This is a genomic window from Caulobacter sp. SRI_014 (assembly GCF_057586315.1).
Genome location: NZ_JBYCZQ010000010.1, coordinates 105,467 through 129,311 on the forward strand (window position 1 = coordinate 105,467; position 23,845 = coordinate 129,311).

Annotated in this window: 17 protein-coding genes and 1 pseudogene; 7 read left to right on the forward strand and 11 right to left on the reverse strand. The window is 67.9% G+C overall.

Annotated elements, in window-relative coordinates:
• Positions 1-110: 110 nt before the first annotated feature.
• The 5 genes from AC2YG9_RS18725 to AC2YG9_RS18745 form a co-directional block, all read right to left on the reverse strand.
• The gene (locus tag AC2YG9_RS18725) at positions 111-1,367 is read right to left on the reverse strand and encodes a hydrolase (protein WP_487299512.1); all 1,257 of its coding nucleotides are present in this window, start codon (positions 1,365-1,367) and stop codon (positions 111-113) included.
• 262 nt (positions 1,368-1,629) lie between these two features.
• Complete coding sequence (locus AC2YG9_RS18730) at positions 1,630-2,193, reverse strand: hypothetical protein (RefSeq protein ID WP_487299513.1); 564 nt, start codon at positions 2,191-2,193, stop codon at positions 1,630-1,632.
• A gap of 6 nt (positions 2,194-2,199) precedes the next feature.
• Positions 2,200-2,547: an STAS-like domain-containing protein gene (locus AC2YG9_RS18735; RefSeq protein ID WP_487299514.1), complete on the reverse strand. Its 348-nt coding sequence runs from the start codon at positions 2,545-2,547 to the stop codon at positions 2,200-2,202.
• Positions 2,544-3,608 carry a hypothetical protein gene (locus tag AC2YG9_RS18740; RefSeq protein ID WP_487299515.1) on the reverse strand — a complete coding sequence of 355 codons (1,065 nt, stop codon included), beginning with the start codon at positions 3,606-3,608 and terminating at the stop codon, positions 2,544-2,546. The genes AC2YG9_RS18735 and AC2YG9_RS18740 overlap by 4 nt, the downstream gene beginning before the upstream one ends.
• Before the next feature lie 315 nt (positions 3,609-3,923).
• On the reverse strand, positions 3,924-4,196 hold the full coding sequence (locus AC2YG9_RS18745) for a hypothetical protein (RefSeq protein ID WP_487299516.1): 273 nt from the start codon (positions 4,194-4,196) through the stop codon (positions 3,924-3,926).
• A gap of 636 nt (positions 4,197-4,832) precedes the next feature.
• On the opposite strand from AC2YG9_RS18745, the gene AC2YG9_RS18750 reads away from it, so the two are divergent.
• Positions 4,833-6,347, forward strand: coding sequence for a hypothetical protein (locus tag AC2YG9_RS18750; RefSeq protein WP_487299517.1), 1,515 nt, complete (start codon positions 4,833-4,835; stop codon positions 6,345-6,347).
• A gap of 5 nt (positions 6,348-6,352) precedes the next feature.
• Here the strand turns inward: AC2YG9_RS18750 and AC2YG9_RS18755 are convergent, their stop codons facing one another.
• Both AC2YG9_RS18755 and AC2YG9_RS18760 read right to left on the reverse strand, forming a co-directional pair.
• A complete protein-coding gene (locus tag AC2YG9_RS18755) occupies positions 6,353-7,996 on the reverse strand; it encodes an ATP-binding protein (RefSeq protein ID WP_487299547.1) in 1,644 nt (547 codons plus the stop codon).
• A pseudogene (locus AC2YG9_RS18760) lies at positions 7,970-8,824 on the reverse strand (GAF domain-containing protein); the annotation flags it as partial. The pseudogene AC2YG9_RS18760 and the gene AC2YG9_RS18755, both read right to left, overlap by 27 nt.
• Positions 8,825-9,018: 194 nt before the next feature.
• Here AC2YG9_RS18760 and AC2YG9_RS18765 point away from each other — a divergent pair.
• The 6 genes from AC2YG9_RS18765 (at position 9,019) to AC2YG9_RS18790 (ending at position 14,036) form a co-directional block, all read left to right on the forward strand.
• Positions 9,019-10,755 carry an ATP-binding protein gene (locus tag AC2YG9_RS18765; protein ID WP_487299518.1) on the forward strand — a complete coding sequence of 579 codons (1,737 nt, stop codon included), beginning with the start codon at positions 9,019-9,021 and terminating at the stop codon, positions 10,753-10,755.
• A gap of 37 nt (positions 10,756-10,792) precedes the next feature.
• Positions 10,793-12,748, forward strand: a complete 1,956-nt coding sequence (locus AC2YG9_RS18770) for a S9 family peptidase (RefSeq protein WP_487299519.1) — start codon at positions 10,793-10,795, stop codon at positions 12,746-12,748.
• Positions 12,749-12,829: 81 nt separating this feature from the next.
• On the forward strand, positions 12,830-12,943 hold the full coding sequence (locus AC2YG9_RS18775; RefSeq protein WP_487299520.1) for a hypothetical protein: 114 nt from the start codon (positions 12,830-12,832) through the stop codon (positions 12,941-12,943).
• Entirely contained in the window at positions 12,944-13,195 is a 252-nt protein-coding gene (locus tag AC2YG9_RS18780; protein WP_487299521.1) for a hypothetical protein, read from the forward strand.
• A 33-nt stretch (positions 13,196-13,228) separates the two neighbouring features.
• A complete protein-coding gene (locus AC2YG9_RS18785; protein WP_487299522.1) occupies positions 13,229-13,618 on the forward strand; it encodes a VOC family protein in 390 nt (129 codons plus the stop codon).
• 70 nt (positions 13,619-13,688) lie between these two features.
• On the forward strand, positions 13,689-14,036 hold the full coding sequence (locus tag AC2YG9_RS18790) for a DUF1428 domain-containing protein (RefSeq protein ID WP_487299523.1): 348 nt from the start codon (positions 13,689-13,691) through the stop codon (positions 14,034-14,036).
• On the opposite strand, the gene AC2YG9_RS18795 is transcribed toward AC2YG9_RS18790, so the two are convergent.
• From AC2YG9_RS18795 to AC2YG9_RS18810, 4 genes are all read right to left on the reverse strand, one after another.
• Positions 14,033-18,286 carry a translocation/assembly module TamB domain-containing protein gene (locus AC2YG9_RS18795; protein WP_487299524.1) on the reverse strand — a complete coding sequence of 1,418 codons (4,254 nt, stop codon included), beginning with the start codon at positions 18,284-18,286 and terminating at the stop codon, positions 14,033-14,035. The two genes, AC2YG9_RS18790 and AC2YG9_RS18795, sit on opposite strands and share 4 nt — an antisense overlap.
• A complete protein-coding gene (locus tag AC2YG9_RS18800; RefSeq protein WP_487299525.1) occupies positions 18,283-20,100 on the reverse strand; it encodes an autotransporter assembly complex protein TamA in 1,818 nt (605 codons plus the stop codon). The genes AC2YG9_RS18795 and AC2YG9_RS18800 overlap by 4 nt, the downstream gene beginning before the upstream one ends.
• Positions 20,101-20,171: 71 nt before the next feature.
• The gene (locus AC2YG9_RS18805) at positions 20,172-21,161 is read right to left on the reverse strand and encodes an isopenicillin N synthase family dioxygenase (RefSeq protein WP_487299526.1); all 990 of its coding nucleotides are present in this window, start codon (positions 21,159-21,161) and stop codon (positions 20,172-20,174) included.
• 24 nt (positions 21,162-21,185) lie between these two features.
• A complete protein-coding gene (locus tag AC2YG9_RS18810; RefSeq protein WP_487299527.1) occupies positions 21,186-23,798 on the reverse strand; it encodes a hypothetical protein in 2,613 nt (870 codons plus the stop codon).
• Positions 23,799-23,845: the final 47 nt, after the last annotated feature.

Sequence of the window (23,845 nt, forward strand, 5' to 3'; positions counted from 1 at the left end):
CAGGAGGAACCTCCCCACCGCCGGCGGGGCCCACCTCCTGCTTTCTCGCTTGACGGCTCGAAAGCGGTCCTCCGCCCAAAGGGCGGAGAGCTTGAGAACGCCACCGCCCCTCACGCGGTCTCTTTCATCATCGCGTGCAGCCCCCGGGCGTCCACCTCCCCCGAGGCCATCTTCATCAGCATCAGGGCCGACAGCTGCGCCCGCTCGGCAAAGCTGTCCGGCCAGGCGAACTCCAGCTCGCTGTGGATATCCCCGCCCCGCACCCCCAGCGTATCGACATTGGGCAGCCCGACGGCGAACAGGTTGTTGCCCTCGCACACCCCGCCCGACGGCTTCCAGGCGATCTCCTGGCCCAGCGCTGCTCCGACCTCGCGCACCGACCCGAACAGCGCCTGTTGCGCGGCATTGAACGGCTTGGCCCCGCGTGTCACCCCGCCGAACACCGACACGCCCAGCCCGTCGCCGCGCCCGCACGAACAGGCCCGCTCGATGCCGCCCTCCAGCCAGCGCCGGCTGTCGTCATCTGGGAAGCGCACATTGAACCGCACCACCGCCACGTCGGGCACGACGTTCAGCGCCGAGCCGCCGTCGATCCTGGCGACATTGACCGTCACCCCGTCCCGCCCGCCGTTCAGCCCGTCCAGCGCCCCGGCGATCCGCGCCGCCGCCGTGATCGCGTTGCGCCCCTCGTCGAAGGCCCGCCCGGCATGGGCCGACCGGCCTGTCACCTTCACATGGAAATTGCCGCTGCCCTTGCGCCCGGAGGCCAGGGTCCCGTCGGCCAGCGCCGGCTCATAGGTCATCCCCACATGCCCCAGCCGCCCGATGCGGCTCAGCACCGCCCCGCTGCCCAGCGAGCCGATCTCCTCATCGGGGCTCAGCAGCACCCGCCAGCCGACCGCCTCGCAGCCGCCGAACCGTTCAAACGCCTCCAGCGCCGCCATCATCACCGAGATGCCGCCCTTCATGTCGGCGATGCCGGGTCCGTTCAGCGCCCCGTCCTCGCGCCGCCCGACCGTCTGGAACGGGCTGAAGGCCGGAAACACCGTGTCGTAGTGCCCGGTCATCACCACCTGCACCGGCGCCGCCGGCCGCATGGTCAGCAGCAGCGACGGCGGCGGCTGATGCAGCGTCTCGCGCCCGTCGGCGGCGATCTCGACGGTGGGCTCCAGCGCCTCATGGCTGACCTCCGCCCCGGGCAGAGCCTCCCCCCAGGCCGCCGTCAGCAGATCCAGCGTGGCCCGCAAGCCCTCCAGATTGCGACTGCCGCTATTGCCGGCGCACCACCCAACAGCCCGCGCGACGATGTCTTCGCCCTGCTCGGCGATGGACTCCAGAACCGACCGCTCCTGCGGCGAAACCAGCATAGGTGGCCCCTCGTGGACTGACCGTCACGCCATTGCCCGCGGACCCAATCCCTGTGGAGGGCGTCAACGCGGAGATACTGCGAATGCGGCTCCCGGAATGGCGCAAGACGGGAGTCGCGGATTGGGGAGCAGTGTTAGCCGAGGGATGACGCGGGGTGAAGCGGATTTGACGCCACCTTCTGTTCCCAGGGCAATCCGCGAAGCACTCAGTCGCCTGACGCTCAAGAAGGCGTCGGTAAACCCTGTTACAGGTACGGTTCACTCAGCCAAAAATCTTGTTGAAAAGATTATCCCTGTCCGAAAAATAGCGTTGACGGGACGTAGCAACCGCTTCTGACAACTCCTGCGTCGCTTTCAATATAAGTCGAATTCTCGCTGGATCGGGTTTTCTACCCTTAACGCCGAAGTCTTGGCTCACGACTGCAAGGAGAAGTTTGGTCACCAAAAGCGGACCTTTCGCCTCTTGCTTTGACCAAAGTTCCGCAGCGCATATCCGGGTAAGAGTGCTGATGTCGGAGAGTCTGTATTCGATTTCGGCCTCGACTGCGCAATCTCCGCTCCCGGCCTTTCGGGACCAGTAGCCACAAGAGACGTCAATTAGTTCTTCGATCTGGCTCCGCAATGCGTCGACGGATTTGGTGATGTGGTCACGGCGGCCTCGATATCGCTCGTTCTTCCGAGCCAGAATCCAACTACCAACCACTGCCAACAACAAGCCGGCAAGAAGTGGTCCGGCTACTTTGTCCCCGAACCAAAATAGAACGTCATAGTCATGGCTTGGCACAATATTTGCGCATTGGGGCGCAATATCACCAGCGGTCGACATGACGAATTACTTGCGATTAGCCAAGGCGCGCGTGACGCATTGGCGCGCAAAATCTACAAAGGGCCAGAGGCCCGGCGAGGCTGGCGCAACAATTTCCAGCAGCGATGCAAAGACATCCGCTTGGACACTAGGCCGCTTCCTTACCAATCCCCCGAAGGCCTCTTCAGAGAATGAGGTTGGGAGGCCCGTGCAGCCATCGAAATTTATAGTTAACCTTTCATTTGCAGCAACTGCATCATCAAAAAGGTCAAGAAGGACCTCTTGACGGAACTCCTCTCCGCTAAAATCTCCATCCGTGTAGAAGCGCCCCCCAGGGTCCGGCGTGAAGCGGGCGGCAAACATGTAGGTAGTCATTCGCCCCGCCCTTCGCTGTTCGGTTCTTCCGGAAGCTTGAGGTTCCATTGGATCAAAGTGCCACAGAAAGGGTTAGCGTGATGTTTTTTGGTCGTGCGGCGACCGCCTGCATATGTAACCTCGCCACGGCCGCTTACAATACGTACCGAAGAACCTTCAAGTTCCGACAGAAAATTGCAGATCGACCACAGGCCGTTTCCCCGACCATCATCGTCTCCAGTGCCTCGTCGATTATCAGTTAGGAATCGGCTTCTGCTGTATCGGATGCCACCCGCGATGAGGTCTGCGTCGTTGAACTCCAACGGTAGGAGACGTTGGATGGAAGTCCAGAATTTCCGCTTGGGAAGAGTGGCCGGGATGCCAACTCCTTGGTCGTAGACCGCAAATTGAAGCATGTTGTTCACCGGGTCGTAAGCGCCTGCCGCCCACCAGCGAGAGACCGAGGGGATTTCTGAAGGGTCATGGTCGCCGAGGTAGGCGTGATGTTTGACGTTAATTATTGCCTCAACTAAGGCATTGTAGATGTAAGCGCGGGCCGGCTGCTGGCCGGCGGCAGCGCCCAGGGCGTCAATCAATTTCCGTGCCGCTGCTCGGTCCACCTTCTTCCCACTAGAGAAGGTCACAAATTTGAGGTCGGACTGTACTTTCTCCCATTCAACCTCATCGGAAGTCCGCCCAACAGCTTCTACGAGTTCGTAGAAGCCTAGATCTGAGAGCAGAGACCTAATTTCGGGTCGCCATCCTCGGTCGTCGATGAGTGGCTTATAGAACTTTGGCGATAACAAGAGTCGGCGGTGATATTCCGCAGTCAGCACCAAAGCGGCATCAAGTGATATGGAAGTGACGTCCCTCAAATCCACCAACAGGGTGCGTGGCGAATTTGCGCGTTCCTGACGCGTTGTGGCGAACATGTGCCACTGGAAGCTGTAGATTAAGCCCAGGAATTCTTCGCGACTATGGCTCAACGACAGCGCGGTCGGTGCCAGCATTATGGAGGCGGGTCGCCGCAAGGCAGCGTAACCAAAGCTGCCCAATTCGACCTTTGGTCGAGGCAGCGTCACCAACGTTTTCTCGAGCCTTTCTCGACGCTCGGATCGCGCGAAAGTCTCCTCAATCGGCTCAGTTGAGCCAGAAGTTTGCCTCTCAGTCCTGCCCGAGCGCACAAAGGTTGTTCTTCGCCGCCGGGCGTTGGGATTGCCCTCTCGGCGAACGAACTTTGGGTACCGCTTCAGCTTGGTGGCTCCGAACTCGAAGCACCTGCTGCGTGTTTTTTACAAGCGCGTCAACCATGTGATGCAGCGGGCCGATATCGAAGCGGCATTATACCACGAGCTCGCCAAGTCTACACTCCGCGGTGCGCGCAAGGGTCGAGACAGTCAACCCCTCACCATCATCCGCACCACACTCCCCAACGCTCCACACGCCGCCGCCAGCTCCTGCTGACGCCGGCGCAGGTCTTCCGCCATCTGTTCCTGGGCCTCCGAGACCCAGGCGCCGACGTCGCCCTCGCCGCAGCCCTCCCGGCCGGCCTCGGCCAGGCGCTCGATGAGGCGGGGGTCGTCGGCCGCCTGGAAGAGGTCTATCTCGGCGACGGCGGCGCGGCGGACCTGGGCGCGGGTTTCGGGGTCTAGGTCGGCGAGGTTGGGCATGGCGGAACTCCTTGGCCGGATGTTCCGTCTTTGTTCTGTTCCGAGTCAAGGGGCCCGCAGACCGTTCCTGTGGACGGCGGGCCAGGCCGGCCGAAGGACACCCTCGCAACCCTCTGTAACCTTTAAGCTTTTCGAATATGTCTAGACATATTCACGGCGCGCCGGCCCCTGCTCCGCCTCGCCCGCCGCCGGCGTAGGCACCGCCGGCTCACAACCGGCCTACATTCCCCGCGCCGGCGCCTACGCGGCGCCAACGCCCGGGCCTACATTCCCCGCCGCCCCGCCAACCGCCAGGCCAACGCCCGCAAGGGTTTGCGCCGATCCGGGGTCGAAATCGGCCGGCGCCGCCTTTCTGTGCAAGTGGTATAATGGTCCCGCTTCGATAGGGCGGCGCGCCGCCAAACGCCCGCCCCGGCGGGGCAATCGCTCCGCCCGCGCCGTCAGGCCGCGGTTCGCGGAGGGCCTGGTCCGCACCGCCATGCCGCGCTCGACGTCGCAACAGACCGCCGCCGCGTTCCGGGCCGGGCTGTTCCGCCGGACAATCGGAGACGCCGAGGCTGACATTCCCTCGCAGGTTGACAATTAGTAAACGCAACTCATGATGAACGCCGATATCTGAAGGCTGGGGGGCTCCTGATGAACCGTTCACCGTTGGCGCGCGCCGTGGTTGGCTCGGTCCTGACGACCAGTTTGCTGGCCGGCGGCTGTGCCAAAACACTTGAGATGGTCGCGGGCACCCAGGACAGCGGCATGCTCAACCCTGACAGCGTGCAGGCCAAGCGCCCCGGTTGGGGCAAGCCCCCGCCGCCAACAACGCCGGCCGACCGCCTGCGGGGAGACGATCCCGATGGCTGCAAGCTGCCTGCCGACGCCTACAAGTTCTATTGCGCGCAGCGCGCCTCGGAATCGGACCCCATGCAGCCAACCGAGGCCAAGCGATACGTCCTGGCCGGTCTGACGCTGTCCAATGAACTTTGCGACGCCTGGTTTACGCGGCTGCAAGTCACCCAGGTTACGCTGAAACAGACAGCGGACGCCGTCAGCAACCTTGGGTCCCTCAGTTCCGCAATTCTCGGCTACGCGGATGCATCGGCCGAAGATATCGGTCTGGTGGCATCGTTCTTCGGGTCCGGAAAAGAGGCCCTGGACAATGTCGCCGCGAACTACATTGTCGCCGCCGACCTTCCGGCCGTCGCCGCCGCCGTCACCGAATTTCGCGCCCACTACGCCGCCGAGATCGATTCATCGACCGCAGCCTGGAATTACTATTCAGCGCGTCGGGTCATCATGGCCTACGACAACACATGCTCGGCGCTTTTCGTGAAGCGCTTTGTCAACGCCAGGGTGGTTGATGACGGGAAAGCGGACGGCGTCGCAAAGCTGTTCGACGCGGCGGTCAGCCGCTTCGCCGGCCAGTCCGCAACCTACTTCCCGAAGGTCGTCTCGGTCAGCCAACTGATCACGATCTACGCCGTGGGCCTCGACCCGAATACCCCCGACGCCGTTCGCGCCGAGCTCATGAAGCAGCTGGTGGCGGCCGAGCTTGCCGACGACAAAGGGATCAAGTTCAAGGATGGCAAGGACCTGGGCGACCTGCGGAATGGCATCATTGCCGCCAATATCGACTCCGCCCTGGCCGAGCGGTCCGGGACCCGCACGAAGGAAATTCGATCGATCCTGACTGCCGCCGTCGCGGCGGAGAAGAGCCAGCTGGATGAAGCCAGGCGCAAGGACGAGGATCTTGATCGTCAGTTGGCGGAGGCGAAGGTCAATCTTCGCCGCGCTGAAGAGACCTTCGCCGACAAGAACGCAATCGCGTTGGCCCTGGAGGCCAAGGAGAAGGATCTGTTGGCGAAGGAAAAGGACCTGATCGACAAGGGCCAGGATCCCGCCAATGTTCTGACCGCGGCGGAAGATCGCCGGCTGCAGCAGACCAAAGCCGCACGACAGGTCGCGACGACAGCGAGCGGACTCGTCACGGAGGCCAGGGACGCCATCACACGGCTGGAGTCGAACAAGGTCACGGCCGAAAAGAAGGTGTCCGTGGCCATGGACGCCACAAGAACCGCCACGCAGAAGGTGGACAGCCCGGCGACGGCGGTGCCGACGGCGCCAGATGGCCGACCCTTGGACACCCCCCCTCAGCCCTGAGCTGACTAGCGCAGCAGCCGCTCGACCCGCGCCGTCAGGTCGCTGATCGCGAAGGGTTTGGTCAGCACCTCCATGCCGCGCTCGATGTGGCCGTGGTTGAGCACCGCGTTCTCGGCGTAGCCCGTGATGAACAGCGCCTTGAGGTCCGGGCGCAGGGCGCGGGCGGCGTCGGCGACCTGGCGGCCGTTCAGGCCACCGGGCAGGCCGACGTCGGTGATCAACAGGTCGATGCGCGAGCCGCCCTGCAGGATGGCCAGCGCCGCCGGCCCGTCCACCGCCTCGGCGCAGGCGTAGCCGAGCTCGCTGAGGGCGTCGACGATGAGCATCCGCACGGTCGGCTCGTCGTCGACGACCAGCACCGTCTCGCCGGCCCCGGCCGCCGAATGTGTGTGGACGACCGTTTCGGGCGGGCCGGCGTCGGCCTCGCCGAAATGGCGCGGCAGGTAGAGGCAGACCATGGTCCCCTGGCCGACCTCGGAATAGATGCGCACATGGCCGTGGCTCTGGCGCGCGAAGCCGTAGACCATGGAGAGGCCGAGCCCCGTGCCCTGGCCGATCGGCTTGGTGGTGAAGAAGGGGTCGAAGACGCGGTCGAGGATGGCCTTGTCGATGCCGGTCCCGGTGTCGCTGACGCAGACGGTGACGTACTGGCCGGGCTCCAGCCCCAGGTCCTTGGCGGCGCGCTTGTCGAGCCACTTGTTGCCGGTTTCGATGGTGATGCGGCCGCCGTCCGGCATGGCGTCGCGGGCGTTGATGCAGAGGTTGAGGATGGCGTTCTCGAGCTGGTTGTCGTCGACCAGGGTCGGCCACAGCCCGCCGGCGGCGATGGCCTCCAGCTGCACTGCCGGGCCGACGGTGCGCCGGATCAGTTCGCTGAGGTCGGCCAGCAGCCGGTTGATGACCAGCGGCCGGGGCGTCAGCGTCTGGCGCCGCGAGAAGGCCAGCAGGCGGTGGGTCAGGGCGGCGGCGCGGCGGGCGGCGCCCTGGCCGGCGGCCAGGTAGCGTTCGACGTCGCTGGTCCGCCCCTGGCTCAGCCTCGTACCGATCATCTCGAAGGCGCCGGTGATGCCGGCCAGCAGGTTGTTGAAGTCGTGGGCCAGGCCGCCGGTCAGCTGGCCGACCGCCTCCATCTTCTGGCTCTGGCGCAGGCTTTCCTCGGCGTCGGCCAGGCGCTTCTGTTCGCTCAGGCGCTCGGTGACGTCATAGATGAACTGGAAGGCGCCGATGATCTCGCCGTCCGCGGCGCGCAGGGGGCTGGAGCGGATCTCGAAGTAGCGGGGGTCCTGCTCGGGATCGCCGTGCGGCCCGGTCTGGACGAAGTCCTCGCCGCCCAGGGCCCGGTCCCACAGGGCCTTGGTCGCCTCGCGGGCCTCGGGGTTGTCGGGGATCAGGTCGAAGATGCTTTCGCCGACCTTGGGCCGATGACCGACCAGCTCCTCCAGGGTGTCCTGGGCGGCGCCGTTGAGGGCGATCCAGCGGTAGTCGCGGTCGGCGACCACGACCAGGGCGCTGGCCCCCTCGACGATCTCGGCCAGCACCCGCTGCTCGGCCAGGGCCTCGGCGACCCGGGCCTCGAGGGTGCGGTTCAGCTCCTGCAGCGCCTCCTCGGCGCGGCGCCGCTCGGTGATGTCCTGGAACAGCACCGCCACCTGACGGCGGTCCGGCGGTTCCAGCCGGAAGGCGGACAGGGACAGATAGCGGTCGGTCGCCTCCAGCCGCTGTTCGAAACGGATCGGCTCGCCCGTGCGCAGCACGGCGCCGTAGCGCGCGGCCCAGGCGTCGGCCTCCTCGCCGACCATCTCGCGCAGCTTCTGGCCGACGACGTTGGGGATGCCGGCGTGGCGCTCGTAGGCGGCGTTGGCCTCGATGTGGATATAGTCGCTGTCGGGTCCGTGCGGCCCGTCGAAGAACTCGATGACGCAGAAGCCCTCGTCCATGCTGTCGAACAGGGTGCGGTAGCGTTCCTCGTCCTGGCCCAGCCGGGTCAGGGCCAGCCGCAGGTTCAGCTGGTTCATCACCTGACCGGCCAGCACTTTCAGGGTCTGCTCCTGCAGGGGGCTGAGTTGGCGCGCTGTGGTGTCGAGCACGCAGAGGGTGCCGATCGGCAGGCCCTCGTCGGTCTTGAGCAGGGCGCCGGCATAGAAGCGCAAGCCGTCCTCGGCGGTGACCAGGGGGTTGCAGTCGAAGCGCGGGTCCCGGGTCGCGTCGGGCACCTGCAGGAAGTCGTCCTGCAGGATGGCGTGGGCGCAGAAGCTGGTCTCCAGCGGCGTCTCGCGGACGCCCAGGCCCACCTCGGCCTTGAAGAACTGGCGGTCCTTGTGGACCAGGTTGATGACCGCGATGGGCGCCTCGCAGATCGCCGCCGCCAGCTTGCAGACGTCGTCGAAGGCCTCCTCGGGCGGGGTGTCCATGATGCCGTAGCGGTCGAGCGCCGCCAGCCGCCGCAGCTCGTAGTCGGACGGATCCGTCGTCGTCATGAAGGAAGCGCCCCGCCTGTCGCCATACCGTTTTGCCGGCGGGCGGTCTTCACCATACGCCCCCCGCGTTGGCCCTCAACGGTCCAGTCCACAAAGGGTTCAACGGCAATGTCGGAAAATCGACATGGGCCGCGCCACAACTCAACCGGTCCTTAAACCTGATGCTCTACACGGCTCGGTCTGGGGGGATCTCCATGATCACTGACCGAGCGGCGACGAACGCCGCCTTCCGCGCCATTGCCGCCATTCGGGGACGAGACCTGAAGGCGCGGGTCGGCTTTGCCGCCTTCATCGGCGTGATCGGCTGGTTCCTGTCGCCGGGCTGGGCCGCGCCCGGCTGGTTCGCCGCCGTGGTCGTCGGCCAGATCATCGACCACTGGATCTCCGCCCCCCTGCGCCGCGAAGGCGACGACATCTCCCGGGCCCGCCATGCGGCCATGGTCGCCAGCATGACGCTGAACGCCTTCCTCTATTCGGCGCTGGCGGTCTTCCTGTGGTTCCAGGGCACGGCGGTCGGCATGGCCTTCGCCCTCCTCTCCCTGTGCGGCTCGCTGATCAACAACGCCCTGCAGATGGCCCAGACGCCGCGCGCCCTGCCCTGCGTCATCGGCCCGCCCGGCCTCTACATCGTCAGCCTGCCGCTGATCACCGGCCTGATCAGCCCCCAGCATGACGCCATCCAGATGGCCCTGATCGCGACCGGCGGGGCGGTCTACATCCTGCACACCCTGATGGCCGTCAAACGCATCTGGACGACCAGCCAGCAGACCGAAGCCGCCATCGAGACCGCCCAGCGGGCCAACGCCGCCAAGAGCGACTTCCTGGCCACCATCAGCCACGAGATCCGCACCCCGATGAACGCCGTGGTCGCCGCCGGCGAGCTGCTGCGCCGCACCGAGCTGACCCCGGAACAGGCCGACCATGTCGACATGCTGGGCAACGCCAGCGAGGTCCTGCTCGGGCTGCTCAACGACGTCCTCGACCTCTCGCGCATCGAAAGCGGCAAGCTGGAGGTTGAGCTGGCGCCCTTCGACCTGACCGACAAGCTGACCGCCGCCGCCAACCTCTGGCGGGCCAAGGCGGCCGACGGCGTCACCCTGCGCTTCGAGCCGGCCGGAGTGCCGGCCCGGATCATGACCGACCCGCTGCGCTTCCAGCAGATCGTCTCCAACCTGCTGTCGAACGCCACCAAGTTCACCCAGAGCGGCCAGATCGTCGTGCGCGGCGGCCACTTCGGCATGGACGATCCTCTGCTCTGGATCGAGGTCGAGGACAGCGGCAGCGGCATGGACGCCGCCACCTGCGAGCGCATCTTCTCCAGCTTCGAACAGGGCAGCACCGGCGTCACCCGCATCCACGGCGGCACGGGCCTGGGCCTGGCCATCAGCCGCCGCCTGGCCCAGTTGATGGGCGGCTCCCTGACCGTGCGCAGTGAAGTCGGCAAGGGCTCGGTCTTCCGCTTCGAACTGCCCCTGATGATCGCCGAGGCCGCGCCGGCCACGATCGAGGACATCCAGGACGACTGGAGTGGCGGCGGCGTCTCGGTGCTGCTGGCCGAAGACCATGTCGTCAACCAGCGCATCGTCCGCATGATGCTGGAGCCCTTCGGCGCCGCCGTGACGGTCGCCGCCAACGGCGCCGAGGCCGTCGAGATGGCCGCCCAGCGCCCCTTCGACGTGATCCTGATGGACATGCAGATGCCGGTCATGGGCGGGGTCGAGGCCGCCGCCACGATCCGCCGGGGCGGGCCCAACGCCAGGACCCCCATCCTGGCCCTGACCGCCAACGCCCTGGCCGAACACCGCGCCGAATGGGCCAGCGTCGGGGTCGGAGTCTTCATTACAAAGCCGGTCGAGATGCAGGTGCTGCTCGACCATGTCGCGGCGGCCGTGGCCGTGCCCATCATCTCGGAAGACCGTCTGACAGCCTGAGGGTTCACGCCCCGGCATTTGCGGCTAACCTGCCGCGATGCGCAAAGCCCTGATCCCCCTCCTCGCCCTCTCCCTGATCGCCCTGCCCGCCCTCTCCCAAGAAAGTGGGGCCCAGGGCAAACGCGAGATCGGCAACCTCGTCTACGACGGCGCCCCGGAGACCCCGGCCGCCCTCAAGGCCGCCATCGCCCCCTACTACAACGCCCGTTCGGCGGTGTTCGAGGACTGGCTTCCGGACGGCTCCATGCTGATCGCCACCCGGTTCGGCGACACCCAGCAGATCCACCGGGTGGAAAAGCCTGGCGCCGCCAGGACCCAGCTCACCTTCTTCAGCGAACCGGTCAACGCGGCCCAGGCCGTGCCCGGCTCCAGCCGCTTCCTCTACCCGCGCGACGTCGGCGGGGCCGAGTACTACCAGGCCTTCCTGCGCAGCCTGGATGGCGACGAGGTCCAGCTGACCGCCGCAGGCACCCGCAACGAAAGCTTCGTCTTCTCAAAGGACGGCAAGACGGTCGTCTGGTCCCAGGTCACCCCCGGCAAGGGCGACTACGACATCATGCTGGCGGAGGTTTCCAACCCGGAAGGCCGCCGCCTGGTGCACAAGGGCACGGGCGCGATCAGCCCCGAGGACCTCAGCGCCGACGGGACCCGCGTCCTGCTCAGCCGCTATGTCAGCGCGGCGGAGACGCGGCTGTTCGTTCTCGATCTGAAGAGCGGCGCGGTGACGCCGGTCGGCGAGACGAAGACGAAAGTGGCCTACAGCGGCCCCAAGTTCGCCAGGGACGGCCGTATCGTCGTGCTTTCGGACCTCGGGCGGGAAGCGTCGGTCCCCGTCCTTTTGGAGCCCAGGGCCGGGGGCGCCGAGAAGTCCCTTGAACCCCGGGCGGTTGAATGGGGCGCGGAGGGCTTCCGCCTGTCGCCCGATGGCCTGTTCATCGCCTACGTCGTCAATGAGGACGGCTATTCCCGCATCCGCATGCGCGGTGCGACCGACGGCGAACTGGTGTCCGCGCCTGATCTGCCCAAGGGCGTGGTGACCGGTCTCGGCTTCTCACCGGACGGCAAGTCGCTGGCCGTCAGCCTGTCCACCTCGACCGGGGCCGGCGATGTCTGGGTCTGGACTCCGCCGTGGCATACCGCTGACAAGAAGGACACGCTTGTCCGATGGACCTTCAGCGAGCTCGGCGGCCTGCAGGCCAGCAAGCTGGTCGAGCCCTCGCTGATTCACTTCCCGACCTTCGACCAGCGACAGATTCCGGCCTTCGTCTACCGCCCGGCCGGCGAAGCGAAAGGCAAGCGCCCCGTCATCATCCAGATCCACGGCGGCCCCGAAGCCCAGGAACTGCCGAGCTTCAATCCCCGCCGCCAGAGCTGGGTCAACGAGATCGGCGCCGTGGTGATCGTGCCGAACGTCCGGGGCTCGAGCGGCTACGGCAAGACCTACCTGTCGCTCGACAATGCCGAGAAGCGCGAGGACAGCGTCAAGGACATCGGCGCCCTCCTCGACTGGATCGCCGCGCAGCCCGACCTTGACGCCTCCCGCGTGGCCGTCGTCGGCCAGTCCTACGGCGGCTACATGGCTCTGGCCGTCGCCGGCCGCTACAATGACCGCATCTCAGGCGCCATCGACCTCTACGGCATCAGCGACTGGGTGACCTTCCTGGAGAACACCGAGGGCTACCGCCGCGACCTGCGCCGGGCCGAGTACGGCGACGAACGCGACCCCAAGATGCGCGAGGTCTTCGGCCGCATCTCCCCCCGCGGCTACGTCTCGGCGATGAAGAAGCCGATGATGGTCTACCAGGGCGCAAACGACCCCCGCGTGCCGATGAGCGAGAGCGAGGCCATGGTCGCCCAGCTGCGCAAACAGGGTACGGAGGTCTGGTACGTGCTGGCCAGGGACGAGGGCCACGGCATCGCCCGCAAGTCCAACCAGGAACAGGTCCGGGCCACCGAGATCGTCTTCCTCAAGAAAGTGCTGGGGGTCGAATGACGGGCTTGGTGTTCCTCCCGGGCGGGCGCATAGCAACGGGCGCTCCGCATTTCGCCCGGGCGCACCGAAAGGAGCCCGGCCATGGCCAAGGGCCAGAAGAAGTCCAACAAGGAAACCCGCAAACCCAAGCAGCCCAAGGCTGCCGCGCCGGCCGCCGGTCCGTCGCCCTTCCTGACCCCGCCCGGCAAGAAATAGGTGGCCACCGAGACCGTCCACCTCGTCCAGGCCTACGTCGCCGGCAAGGGCCGCGCCCGGTTCCGGGCCGAACAGGCCGTCGGCTGCAAAACCGCCGAGGAAGCCCGCCGCAAGGCCGAGCGGCTCGGCCCCTTGCGGCTGGGCGTCGTGGCCTACAGCATCTCGGCCGACACCGAGATGGGCGACTACGACGAAAACCCCGTGCTGCTGTTCAAATCGGGCGAACTGCCGCCCCCCTTCGACGAGCTCTGATCTTGGGCTCGTCCTTCAAGAGGCGAGCCTGACATGACCCGATCCCCCGACTACCTCGGCGCCACCGGCGTCGGCGTCGCCGACCTCGAAGCCAGCGCCGCCTTCTACAAGGCGGCCCTGGGCATGAAGGAGCTGCAGCGGATCAAGCTGCCCTACATGGACGAGATCATCCTCGGTCATGAGGGCCGCGTCGCCCTGGTGCTGATGCACTGGACCGACGGCAGCGACCGCAACTACCGCAACCTGCCGATCAAGCTGGTCTTCTACGTGACCGACCCGGTCGCTGTGGCCGCCCGCGTCGTCGAGGCCGGCGGCAAGATCACCTTCGGTCCCGCCCCGGTCGAGGCCTTCGGCGGCGCCATGATCGGCCTGTGCAAGGACCTCGACGGCACAACGGTCGAGCTGCTGCAGGCCCCGGCCTGAAAAAACCGCCGGCCGCTGTCGGAACCAGGACGCTCCCGACGTCCTGAGGGAACATTCAAGGGAGATGACGATGGCTTACGTCGATGGTTTCGTGCTCGCGGTCACCAGGGACCGGATCGATGAGTACAAGAAGATCACCGAACTCTGCGGCCCGATCTGGATGGAGTACGGCGCCCTCAGCTACGTCGAATGCGTCGCCGACGACGTGCCCTACGGCGAGCTGACCAGCTTCCCGCGCGCCGTCCAGGCCACCGATGACGAGGTGGTGGTCTTCTCCTGGATCACCTACGAGTCGAAGGAGAAGAGGGACGAGGTCAACGCCAAGGTCATGGCCGACGAGCGCATGCAGCAGCCCGACTGTCCCTTCGACCCCAAGCGGATGATCTTCGGCGGCTTCAAGATCCTGACGCAGTACTAGTAGTCCCGCCGCCAGCGGACCGAGAGCTTGCTCTCGCCGCTGCCGGACAGGCGGCTGACCAGAGACAGGTTCTTGCGCACCCGCCATTCGACCTGCACCGCCCCGCCCTCACGGCCACCACCGATCAGCTCGAAGTAGACGTCGTTGGTCAGGTACTTGCCCCCGGCCACGGTGACCCCGGTCAGCTCGGTGCCGCCGATGGTCAGCCGGTCCAGCCCCGCCAGCTCGCGGACGTTGCCGATGACGTCGAACCCGCCCCCACCGGCCAGCGCCGCCAGGGCGGAGGCGAGCTGCGCCGCCTCATAGGGTGACAGCTGCGCCGCCGAGCTGCCGAACAGCACCCGGCTCAACACCTCGTCCTGCGGCAGCTGCGGCGAGGAGGTCAGGCGGATTTCCGGCTTGGCGGCGGTGCCCTCGACGCGGATCACGGCGGTGATGCTGGGGTCCTCGCGGGTGGCGGTCAGGTTGAGGCGGATCTTCGACGGATCGGTCGACAGGGTGACGCTGCCGCGCTCGTCGAACTCGAAGCGCTTGCCGGCGAAGTCGTACTCGCCGCGCACCACCCGGGCCGTGCCGGCCAACTGCGGATTTGCGGTGGTGCCGGAGACGTTGGCGTCGAGACTCATCTCGACGTCCAGCCCCCGGCCGCGCACGAAGATGCCGCGCGGAGCCCGCAGGTCGATCGCCAGATCGATAGCGGCGCCGCGGGTCTTGGCCGCCTCGGCAGCCTCGGCCCGACGCGCGGCCGGCGTGCGGGGCTTGTTGATCTCGACGACGTCCATCGGCGTCACACCGCTTGGGCTCAGCGGCTCGGCGGCAATCTCGGCGCGGTCGATACGCAGGGAGCCCTCCACCCGGGGATTGCCAGCCGCGCCGCGGTTGATGGTCACCTGACCGCTGGCGGTCGCCTCGGCCATATCGTTGTCGATGACCTGGAAGCGGGTCAGCTCCAGCCGGAAGCTGCTGGTTCCCTGACGCATCAGGCTGACCCGGCCGGAGCCGGACGCCTTGCCGCCCTTGGGATCGGTCGCGCTGACCTGGCTCACGTCGATGGCGTTGTCCGCGAAGTTGGCGGCCAGGGACAGATTACGCAGCTTCAGACCCGTCGCCCCGTCCTCGAAGGTCCCTCCGGTCAGTTGGCCCACGCCAACCAGGCGGGGATCGGCCAGGGTGCCGCCCAGATTGCCGTTGAGCGAAACCTGACCGCTGAGCGACCGGTCGCCGCTCATCAGCAGGTCCCACAGGGGCTTGATCTCGCCGTGAGCGCTGAATGTCCCCTCGGCCGGCCGCCGGCGGTCGATCGCCAGGCGCAGCGGCGCGGCCGACGCAATGGCCGGCAGCACGAAGGAACCCTCGGCGGTCAGGCCCTGCGCGCTGCGGGCGCTGGCGTCGATGGTGAGGGTCCGGTCGTTCAGTCGCGCCTGCACCTGGCCGTCGAGCGTAAGGGTCTGTCCCGAACCTCTCGCCCGGACGTTCTTGAGGGTCGCGTCGAGCGCGCCGGTCAACGTCTCGCCCTGGCCCCGCAGTGTCAGCCTGGCATCGGCGCGCCCCGCCAGGTCCGGGTTCAGGGCCGCCAGCGGCAGCCCCGTGATATCGGCGACGATGTCGGCTCCGCCCTTGGTGATCCGGGCGTCGATGGCCGCCGAGCCGGCGTTGTCGCCCCGCTGCCCCGTGGCGGCGGACAGCTTCAGATGGGCCTCGGTCACCGGTCCGCCGAACACCAGCCGCGCCGTCTCGGTGGTGCGGATATTGGTCCGCCCCAGCTTGCCCGAGCCATCCAGGGTCAGCTGCCATCCCTGCGCCTGCGGCTGTTCGGTGAGGATGCCGTTAGCGTCCAGGCTGTAGGATCCGTTCGGCGCCGCACCGCTGGCCTGGATGCGCAGGGGCAGCCGATCAAGCGGCCCGTCGGCGGTGATGGTCGCCGCATCCAGGGTCAGGCCGGCGGCATCACGCAGCACGGCGTCCTTGGCGGTCAGGTTCAAGGTCGCCCGTGCGCCGCCGGAACTGTCGACCACCTTGGCCGTCCCGGCGATCGAGCCCTCGGTCAGCACCACCCCCGGTCCGATGGCCAGCACCAGGTCGGCCGACGACGGCCGCCCGCGCCGCAGCGCGACGGACCCTTGCGCCTTCACTCCGCCCGCGTCGGCGTCGAGGCCCGACAGATTCACCCCGCCTTGCGTGAAGGCAAAGTCAGTGCGCAGGCGGGCCGGGCCATACTGGCTCTCGGCATTCAGGGCGAAGGCGCCGTCGCCACCGCCGGGCCGCTGCATGAAGGTCAGGGTCAGGGCCGCGTTGCGCAGCGGGAGGCGCGGCAGGTCGATCTGGTCGACCTGGGCGGTCAGGTCGGCGCGCGGCGCGGACAGGGCGCCGGTGATCGCGCCGGTCCCCTTGGCCTTGCCGGCCACCTCGACCGGCCCGACCCGGAACGGCCCCTCGGCGTTCCAGTCGAGCTTGAAGGCCAGATCGCCCCTGGCGCCCAGCCGGCCGGAGCCCTTGGCGAAGGCCTTGTCGCCATCGAGGGAGGCCTCGGCGACGTCGACCTGGCCGCCGGGCTGCAGACTGGCCTTGCCGCGCAGCCGGGGGGCCGGCCCCAGCAGCCGGTCCAGCTCGCTGACCCCCAGCGCCAGACCTGTTCCCCTGGCGTCCACGGTGAACACCCACGGCTTGCCGGCCCCGCCCTGGTCGGCCGACCAGCTGCCCTTGAGCCGCCCTTTGCCGCCCAGCTTGGCTGCCCCGAAGTTCCACAGCTCGGCGTCGCCCTTGAACGACAGCCCGCCGAACAGCGCCCGCGAGCCGCTGGCGTCGACCTTCAGGCCCGCACCGTTGGCCCGCACCCTCTTCAGCAGCACCCGGCCGTCCTTGAGGATGGCGATGTCGCCGTCGGCCGTCGGCCTGGGTCCCAGCAGGGCCGCAAGATACCCCTGCCCGCGCCCGCCGCTGCCTGCCAGGCTGGTAACGATGCCGATCTCGCCCTTGGCCCGCGCAAGGGTCACCGGCCCGGAGACCGCGCCCAGCGTATAGCCGACCAGGCTGACATTTGCCCCGCGAACATCCCCGCGTAGCGTGAAATTGCTGATGTCGCCGTTGAAGCGGCCGATGAAATTTGCCTGCCCTTTTACCGTCCCCAGAGACAGGCGCTCGATGGCCGGCGTATTGCCCGTCACCGCCAGCCCGCCCGGCCCGGCCAGCCGCTTGCCGAGGTCCGCAGGCCCGACGGCGGTGACCGACAGGGTCTCGGAATCCAGCCGCGCGCTGATGTCGTAGAAGGCGCCCGCCCCCTTCGCCCCGGCGATGTCGAACTTGACCTGTGGCCCGAACAGTTTGGCGTAGAGACCGGTCAGCCGCGAGGCGTCGAGACGCACATAGCCGTTGGCCGCGCCCCCCTTCGCGTCCCACTGGCCATCGGCCTTGGCCGGCTGGTTGGCGCCAGAGGTGACCAGCAGTTTGAACTGACCAACCTTGGTCGTCCCTCGCGCCTGGGCGTCCAGTGAGAACGGCTGACCCGCATCCAGCCCCAGGGCCCCGGCCAGGGCGCCGCCCCTGGCCTCCGACGCCCTGGCGTTGACCATCAGCGCGTTGGAGCGGCCCAGATCGAACGCAACGTCGGCGAAGTCGCCCTGGTGCATCAGGCTGCGGGCCACGAACCGGCCGGCCGTGCCGCCGCCCTTGCGCTGCAGCGCAAGCCGCCCGGACAGGTCGAACCGGCCCTCGACCTGGCTGAAGGCCGGCCTGGAGTCGACCTTGGCCTGCAGGGCGTCGATCAGGACCGTCACGGGCAACGACCCCGACTTCTCCTTGGGGGTAAGGGTCGGGCGGCGGATCAGGGTGACCTGCTCGGCGTTGATGGCGTCCGCATGGAAACGGCGCACGAACAGCTCGTGATAGCGCCACTTCATGTTGAGGTTCCGGCCCTCAAGCCAGGTCCCCTTCTCATCGTAGATGATCAGCCGACGGATCGTGACGTTGCGCCAGATGTCGCCGCTGACCCCCTCGATCTTCAGCCTGCCGTAGCGGCCGATCTTCAAGCCATTGGCCTGCGCCTCGATGAAGGCCAGCCCCGGCACGGTGTTGAGCCCAAAGCGCAGTCCGACCGCCACCGTCGCCACCAGGATCACCGCGATGGTCGAAACCAGGATGATCCAGCCGGGCGCGCTGCTGGGGAACCAGCGGCGGCGATGGTTCGGGGTGCGCGCCGCCTCGATCTGCTCGGTGGCCGCCTCCAGCGGACCGATGTCGCCGCCGCCGCTCAAAACGCCTGACCTATGCTGATGTAGATCTGGAAGGCCGCGTCATCGTCGCGCCGGTCCAGCGGGAAGGCGATGTCGGCCCGGATCGGCCCGAAGCCCAGATTGTAACGCACGCCAAAGCCGATGCCGGCGCTGAAGTCGTCGCCGTGCGGGAAGCTGTCGGTCCCCACCGCCCCGCCGTCGATGAAGGCCACCGCCCCCCAGCGCTCGGTGACCTGCCAGCGGAATTCGACCGAGCCCTCGGCCAAGGAAATGCCGCCCAGAGGCGTCGAACTGATCCGCGGACCGATGGCCTGGTAGCCATAGCCGCGCACCGACCCGCCGCCGCCCGAGTAGAACCGCCGCGCCGCCGGCACATCGACGGCCTCGGCGCCGCTGATCATCCCGGCCTTCACCCGGGTGGCGATGACGAACTTCTGCTCGTCATCGAGCGGCAGGTAGAAACTCCCCTGGCCGGTCAGTTTCAGATAGGTCAGCTGCGCATCGCCAAACGTCATGATCGGCTCGGCCCGGGCCTCGAACCGCCATCCGCTCTTGGGGTCCAGCGGATCGCTCGACCGGTCCACGGCCAGGGCCCCCAGCAGGGCGAGGTTGTAGAGGTCCCGGTCGATCCCCCGGATCACGACGTTGCCCACGGTCAGGATCTCGGCCACCCGGCCGCCATCGACCGAGGCGCCATAGGTCAGATAGGCGTTCAGACCTGTCCGCCGGGTGACGTCGGCGGTCAGCGAGGCGCCGGTCTGGTCATAGGCGTCGGTGACTTCGTTGTAGACACTGGCGGTGACGGTCAGCGTCTGGCGCGGCTGGCGCCAGTGCGGCAACGACACCCTGTAGTCCAGTCGCTGCTGCAGCTCGGCCAGGCGCAGGGCGATGATCCGCGTGTCAGCCCGCTTCCAGCCGTTGTAGCGGGTAGTGGTGATATCCAGGCCGGCGCCCTCGCTGGTCGAATAGCCGGCTCCAATCTCCAGCGAGCGGCGCGGCCGGTCCTTGAGGGTCAGCAGCACCGGCCGCCAGCCCTCGGGCGTCACCTGGTCGGCCGGCTGGAGGGCGACCTGGACGGTGTCGAAGGCGCCGGTCTCGCGCAACCGCCGCTCCAGCTCGCCCATCTCGTCGGGCGCATAGACCGAGCCCGGCTTCCAGGGGACCAGCTTTCGGATCCAGTCCTTGTCCGTCCTCCCACGGTACTCGATGACCAGCCCGTCCAGCTTGACCAGCGGCCCGGCGTCGATCTTGAAGGTGGGCATGACGCTGCTGTCGGCGTGATCAACGATGACCTCGCGCGGCAAGGCCATGGCGTCGGCATGACCGCGTTGCTGGATGGCCGAGACGATCCGACCTTCGGCCGCCAGCACGTCCGATGCCCGACCCGCCGCCCCGCGACGCAGGGCCATGGCCAGCGTCCCGGCGCTCTGCACCTCGGGCGCCGGCGGGATGTTTTCCCAGGCGATGGAGGGGCGCTTGATGCGAAATTGCGGCCCCGTCTCGACATTGACCACGGCCCGCGGGGCCGTTTCGATGGCGCTGTCGTCCGCGTCTTCGGTGTCGCCCAGGTCGGCGGTCACCTCGCTGGCGTAGAAGCCCTCGGACCGCAGGACGGCGGTGGCCTTTTCCGCCGCCTCGCGGCCACGCCTGCGCGCCTCGAAGCGGGATGTCGCCGGTTGTTCGGCGGTTCCGATGGCCTTGCGGATCAGGTCACGCAGGTCATCGTCGGTGACGCCTCGGACACTGGCCTTCGGTTCTTCGGCTCGCGCGGCGAACGCCGGGGCGCAGAGACCCCCGGTCAGGACGGCGAAGAGCAAGAGGCGGTGCGTCGCCAATCCGTATCATCCCTGCGAAGCGCCCCGGCCCCTGTCCTAGCGAGGCTCGCGGGGGATGTCACCCCAACCTGTCAGGACCCGGAAATCACACTCGCGCCAAGCTCCGGAAACACCTTGCCGACCTTGCCCAGCAGGTAGTCGCCATAGGTCCCCGCGAACCCCACCGGATCGACCCCGTCCCAGCGTTCCCCGGGCGGCGCATTCTCCCGTCCCGGCAGCGGCCGGATGACCGCGTCAAAGGCCGGATCGAAGAACAGCGGGAAGCTCAATCGGTCCCGGCCACTGGTGTTGCGGACGCGATGTGGCGTCGAGCGAAACTCGCCGCCGGTCAGCCGGTCCAGCATGTCGCCGATGTTGCAGACAAAGGCCCCCGGCACGGGCGGCGCCTCGATCCAGCCGCCCGGCGTCTTCACCTGCAAGCCGCCCAGGCCGTCCTGGGCCAACAGGGTCAGCAGGCCATAGTCGGTATGCTCTCCAACGCCCCAGCCGGCATCGTCCGCCGGGGCGGCCGGATAATGGAAGATGCGGAACAGCACGGTGGGGTCAGCGGTATAGGCGCGGGCGAAGTAGTCGGCCGGCAGGCCGAGACTCAGCGCCACGCCCTCGAGCACCGCATGGGCCGCCGCCTGCGTCCCCGCCATGAAGGCCTCGACGGCCGGCCGCAAAGCGGGCAGCGCCGCCGGCCACTGGTTGGCGCCATGCATCGGCAGCCCGGCCTGGACCCGCGCATCCTCCGGCCCCAGCTCCTGGCCGAGGTACAGCCCCTCCTTGCGATCCGGCTGGCCCGAGGTCAGCTCGCCGCCCAGCGGGAACCAGCCCCGCCAGGCGGGCCCGCCCCGACTCATGGCGATGGCTTCCTTGTCGGCCTGCGGCAGGACGAAGAAGGCCCGCGATTGGCGATCGAGCTCGGCGAATACCGCCTCCGGGACGCCATGGCCGGTCACATAGAAGAAGCCGAGCGAACGGCAGGCGGCGCCGATCTGGTCCGCCACCTGCGCCCTCGCCGCCGGGTGGGTCCCGAACAGCGGCGCGACATCGATGATCGGCAGGCCCTGGTCCATGCGATCCAGACTAGCCTGCCGCCGTCAAAGCGCCCAGTCGCCGCTGGCGCCGGTCACATCGCCGTTGATCTTCAGCTGGTAGTCGACCTTGCCGTCGCCGTTGACGTCCAGCTTCAGGGTGGTGACCGCCGCCGCGAAGGTCATGACCATCTGGCCGGCCTGTTTGGTGAAGGCGCCCACCAGACTGAAGGCTTGATCGCCGGCGATCTTGCTGTTGGCGTCGATGCCGCTGAGGTCCAGCCGGTCGCCCTCGGCCCGCACGAAGTCAAAGATCTGGTCGGTCTCCAGAGCCGTGCCGAGCGTATGGGCGAAGACGAAGCTGTCGGCCCCGGTCCCGCCGCGCAGCATGTCGTTGCCGACGCCACCGACGATGACATCGTCGCCGGCCCCGCCGTCCAGGGTGTCGACCCCGGCGGCGCCATCCAGCCGGTTGCTCCCGGCATTGCCCTTCATGTTGTTGTTCATGCCGTTGCCGGTCGCGCCGATGCTGGCCGCGCCCATCAGCTGCAGCGCCTCGACCTCGGCCGCCATCACCCAGCCGTCGACGAACACCCGGGCCGTCTCCGACCCGCCGGCGGTCAGCTCGACGATGGCATCGCCCAGATCGTCGACGACATAGATGTCGTTGCCCAGCCCACCGATCATGGTGTCGGCCCCGGCCCCGCCGTCCAGAGTGTCGCCGCCCTCGCCGCCTTCGAGCCGGTCCGACCCGGCGTCGCCGTTCAGGGTGTCGTTGCCCAAACCGCCCTCCAGCCGGTCGGCCCCGTCGCCGCCGTTCAGGACGTCGGCCCCCAGCGCGCCGGTCAGGACATCGTCGCCGGCATCGCCCTTGAGGGTGTCATTGCCCTCGGCGCCGTCCAGCCGGTCCTTGCCGTCGCCGCCGCTGAGGGAGTCGTTGCCCAGACCCCCGTCCAGCCGGTCGTTGCCATTGTCGCCCTGCAGGGTGTCGACCCCGGCCCCGCCGATCAGCCAGTCGTTGTCGTCGCCGCCGTACAGGAAGTCGTTGCCGTCGCCGCCGTCGAGCACGTCGTAGGCGCCGAGGCCATACAGCCTGTCGATCCCGCCGCCGCCGGTGATCTTGTCGCCCGAGACGCCGCCGGTCAGGGTCTCGGCCTTGACCGTGCCGTTGAGCACCACGCCGCTCCGCTGACCGAACACCAGGAAGGTCGAGCCCGAGCTGCTGTAGCCCACATCCGAGCCGCGCGAGCCAATCAGGAAATCGGCCAGCCCGTCGCCGTTGACGTCGCCTGCCCCGGCCACCGCCCGGCCCGACTGGTCATTGGCCAGCTCGCCGTCGATCTCGAAGCCGTTGGCCCCGTTGAGGCTGGAAAGCTCCAGGGTCGCCCCGAAGCCGGCCCGGCCATAGACGATATAGCTGGCCCCGCTGGCGGTGCGCCCGTTGGGATCGGCCAGGTAGGCCCCGATCAACAGGTCGGCCCAGCCATCGCCGTTGACGTCGCCCGCCCCGGCCACCGCCCGCCCGGCCCGGTCGCCCGCCAGCTCACCGTTGATGCGGAACCCGTCGGTCCCGTTCAGGCTGCCCAGCGCGATGTTGGCGCTCCAGGTCCCGGCGTGGCCGAACACCACATAGGCCCCGCCGGCGTTGGCCTGGCCGACCGGGTCGAGGGCCTCGGCCCCGATGATGATGTCGGCATATCCGTCGCCGTTGACATCGCCCGCCCCGGCCACCGAAGTCCCGGCATTGTCGCCCGTCGCCGCCCCGTTCAGCTGGAAGCCGTTGGTCCCATCCAGGCTCGACAGGTTCAGATCCGCCGCCCAGCCGCCGGCTTTGCCGAACACCACCCAGGCGGCGCCCGAGTTGGCTCCGTTCGGATCAGCGTACTTCGTGCCGATGATCAGGTCGGCAAGGCCGTCGCCGTTGACGTCGCCGGCCGAGGCCACCGACACCCCCGCCAGATCGTTGGCCAGCTCGCCATTGATGCGGAAACCGTTGGTCCCGTTCAGCCCGCCCAGCGCCTGGGTCGTCCCGAAGGCTCCGCTCTTGCCGAACAGCACATAGATCGACCCCGAAGCGTCCAGCCCGTTGCCGTCATGCAGCCGGGCCGCCACGACCAGGTCGTTGATCCCGTCGCCGTTGAGGTCCGAGACCGACGTCACCGCCCCGCCGGCATAGTCGCCGGCTGCCTCGCCCGTGGCCCGGAACCCGTTGGTCCCGTTCAGCGTCGCCAGATCGACCGTCGACCACGGCCCGCCATGGCCGAACACCACATAGGCCGCGCCCGAATCCAGCCCTGCCAGATCCCCCTTGCGCGCGCCGACCACCACATCGCCGAACCCGTCATTGTTCAGGTCGCCGGCCGCGAACACCGAGAACCCGGCCTCCTCGTTGCCGGCCCGCCCCTCGATGATGAAGCCGCTGGTTCCGCTCAAGGTTTCGAGCGCGATGTTGGCGCTCCAGCCGCCGGCCTGGCCGAAGACCACATAGGCCGAGCCCGAATAGGCTCCGCTGGCGTCGTTGTAGGGCGCCCCGATGATCAGGTCTGCAAAGCCGTCGCCGTTCACATCGCCGGCCCAGGCCACCGAGAAGCCGGACTGATCGCCGCCGAGCAGGCCGTTGAACTGGACGCCATTGGTCCCGTTCAGGCTGTCGAGATTGAGCACCGCCGCAAACGCCATGGAATAGCCCCCCGGACAGGCGCTGGCCGGCCCGTTCCATATCGGTG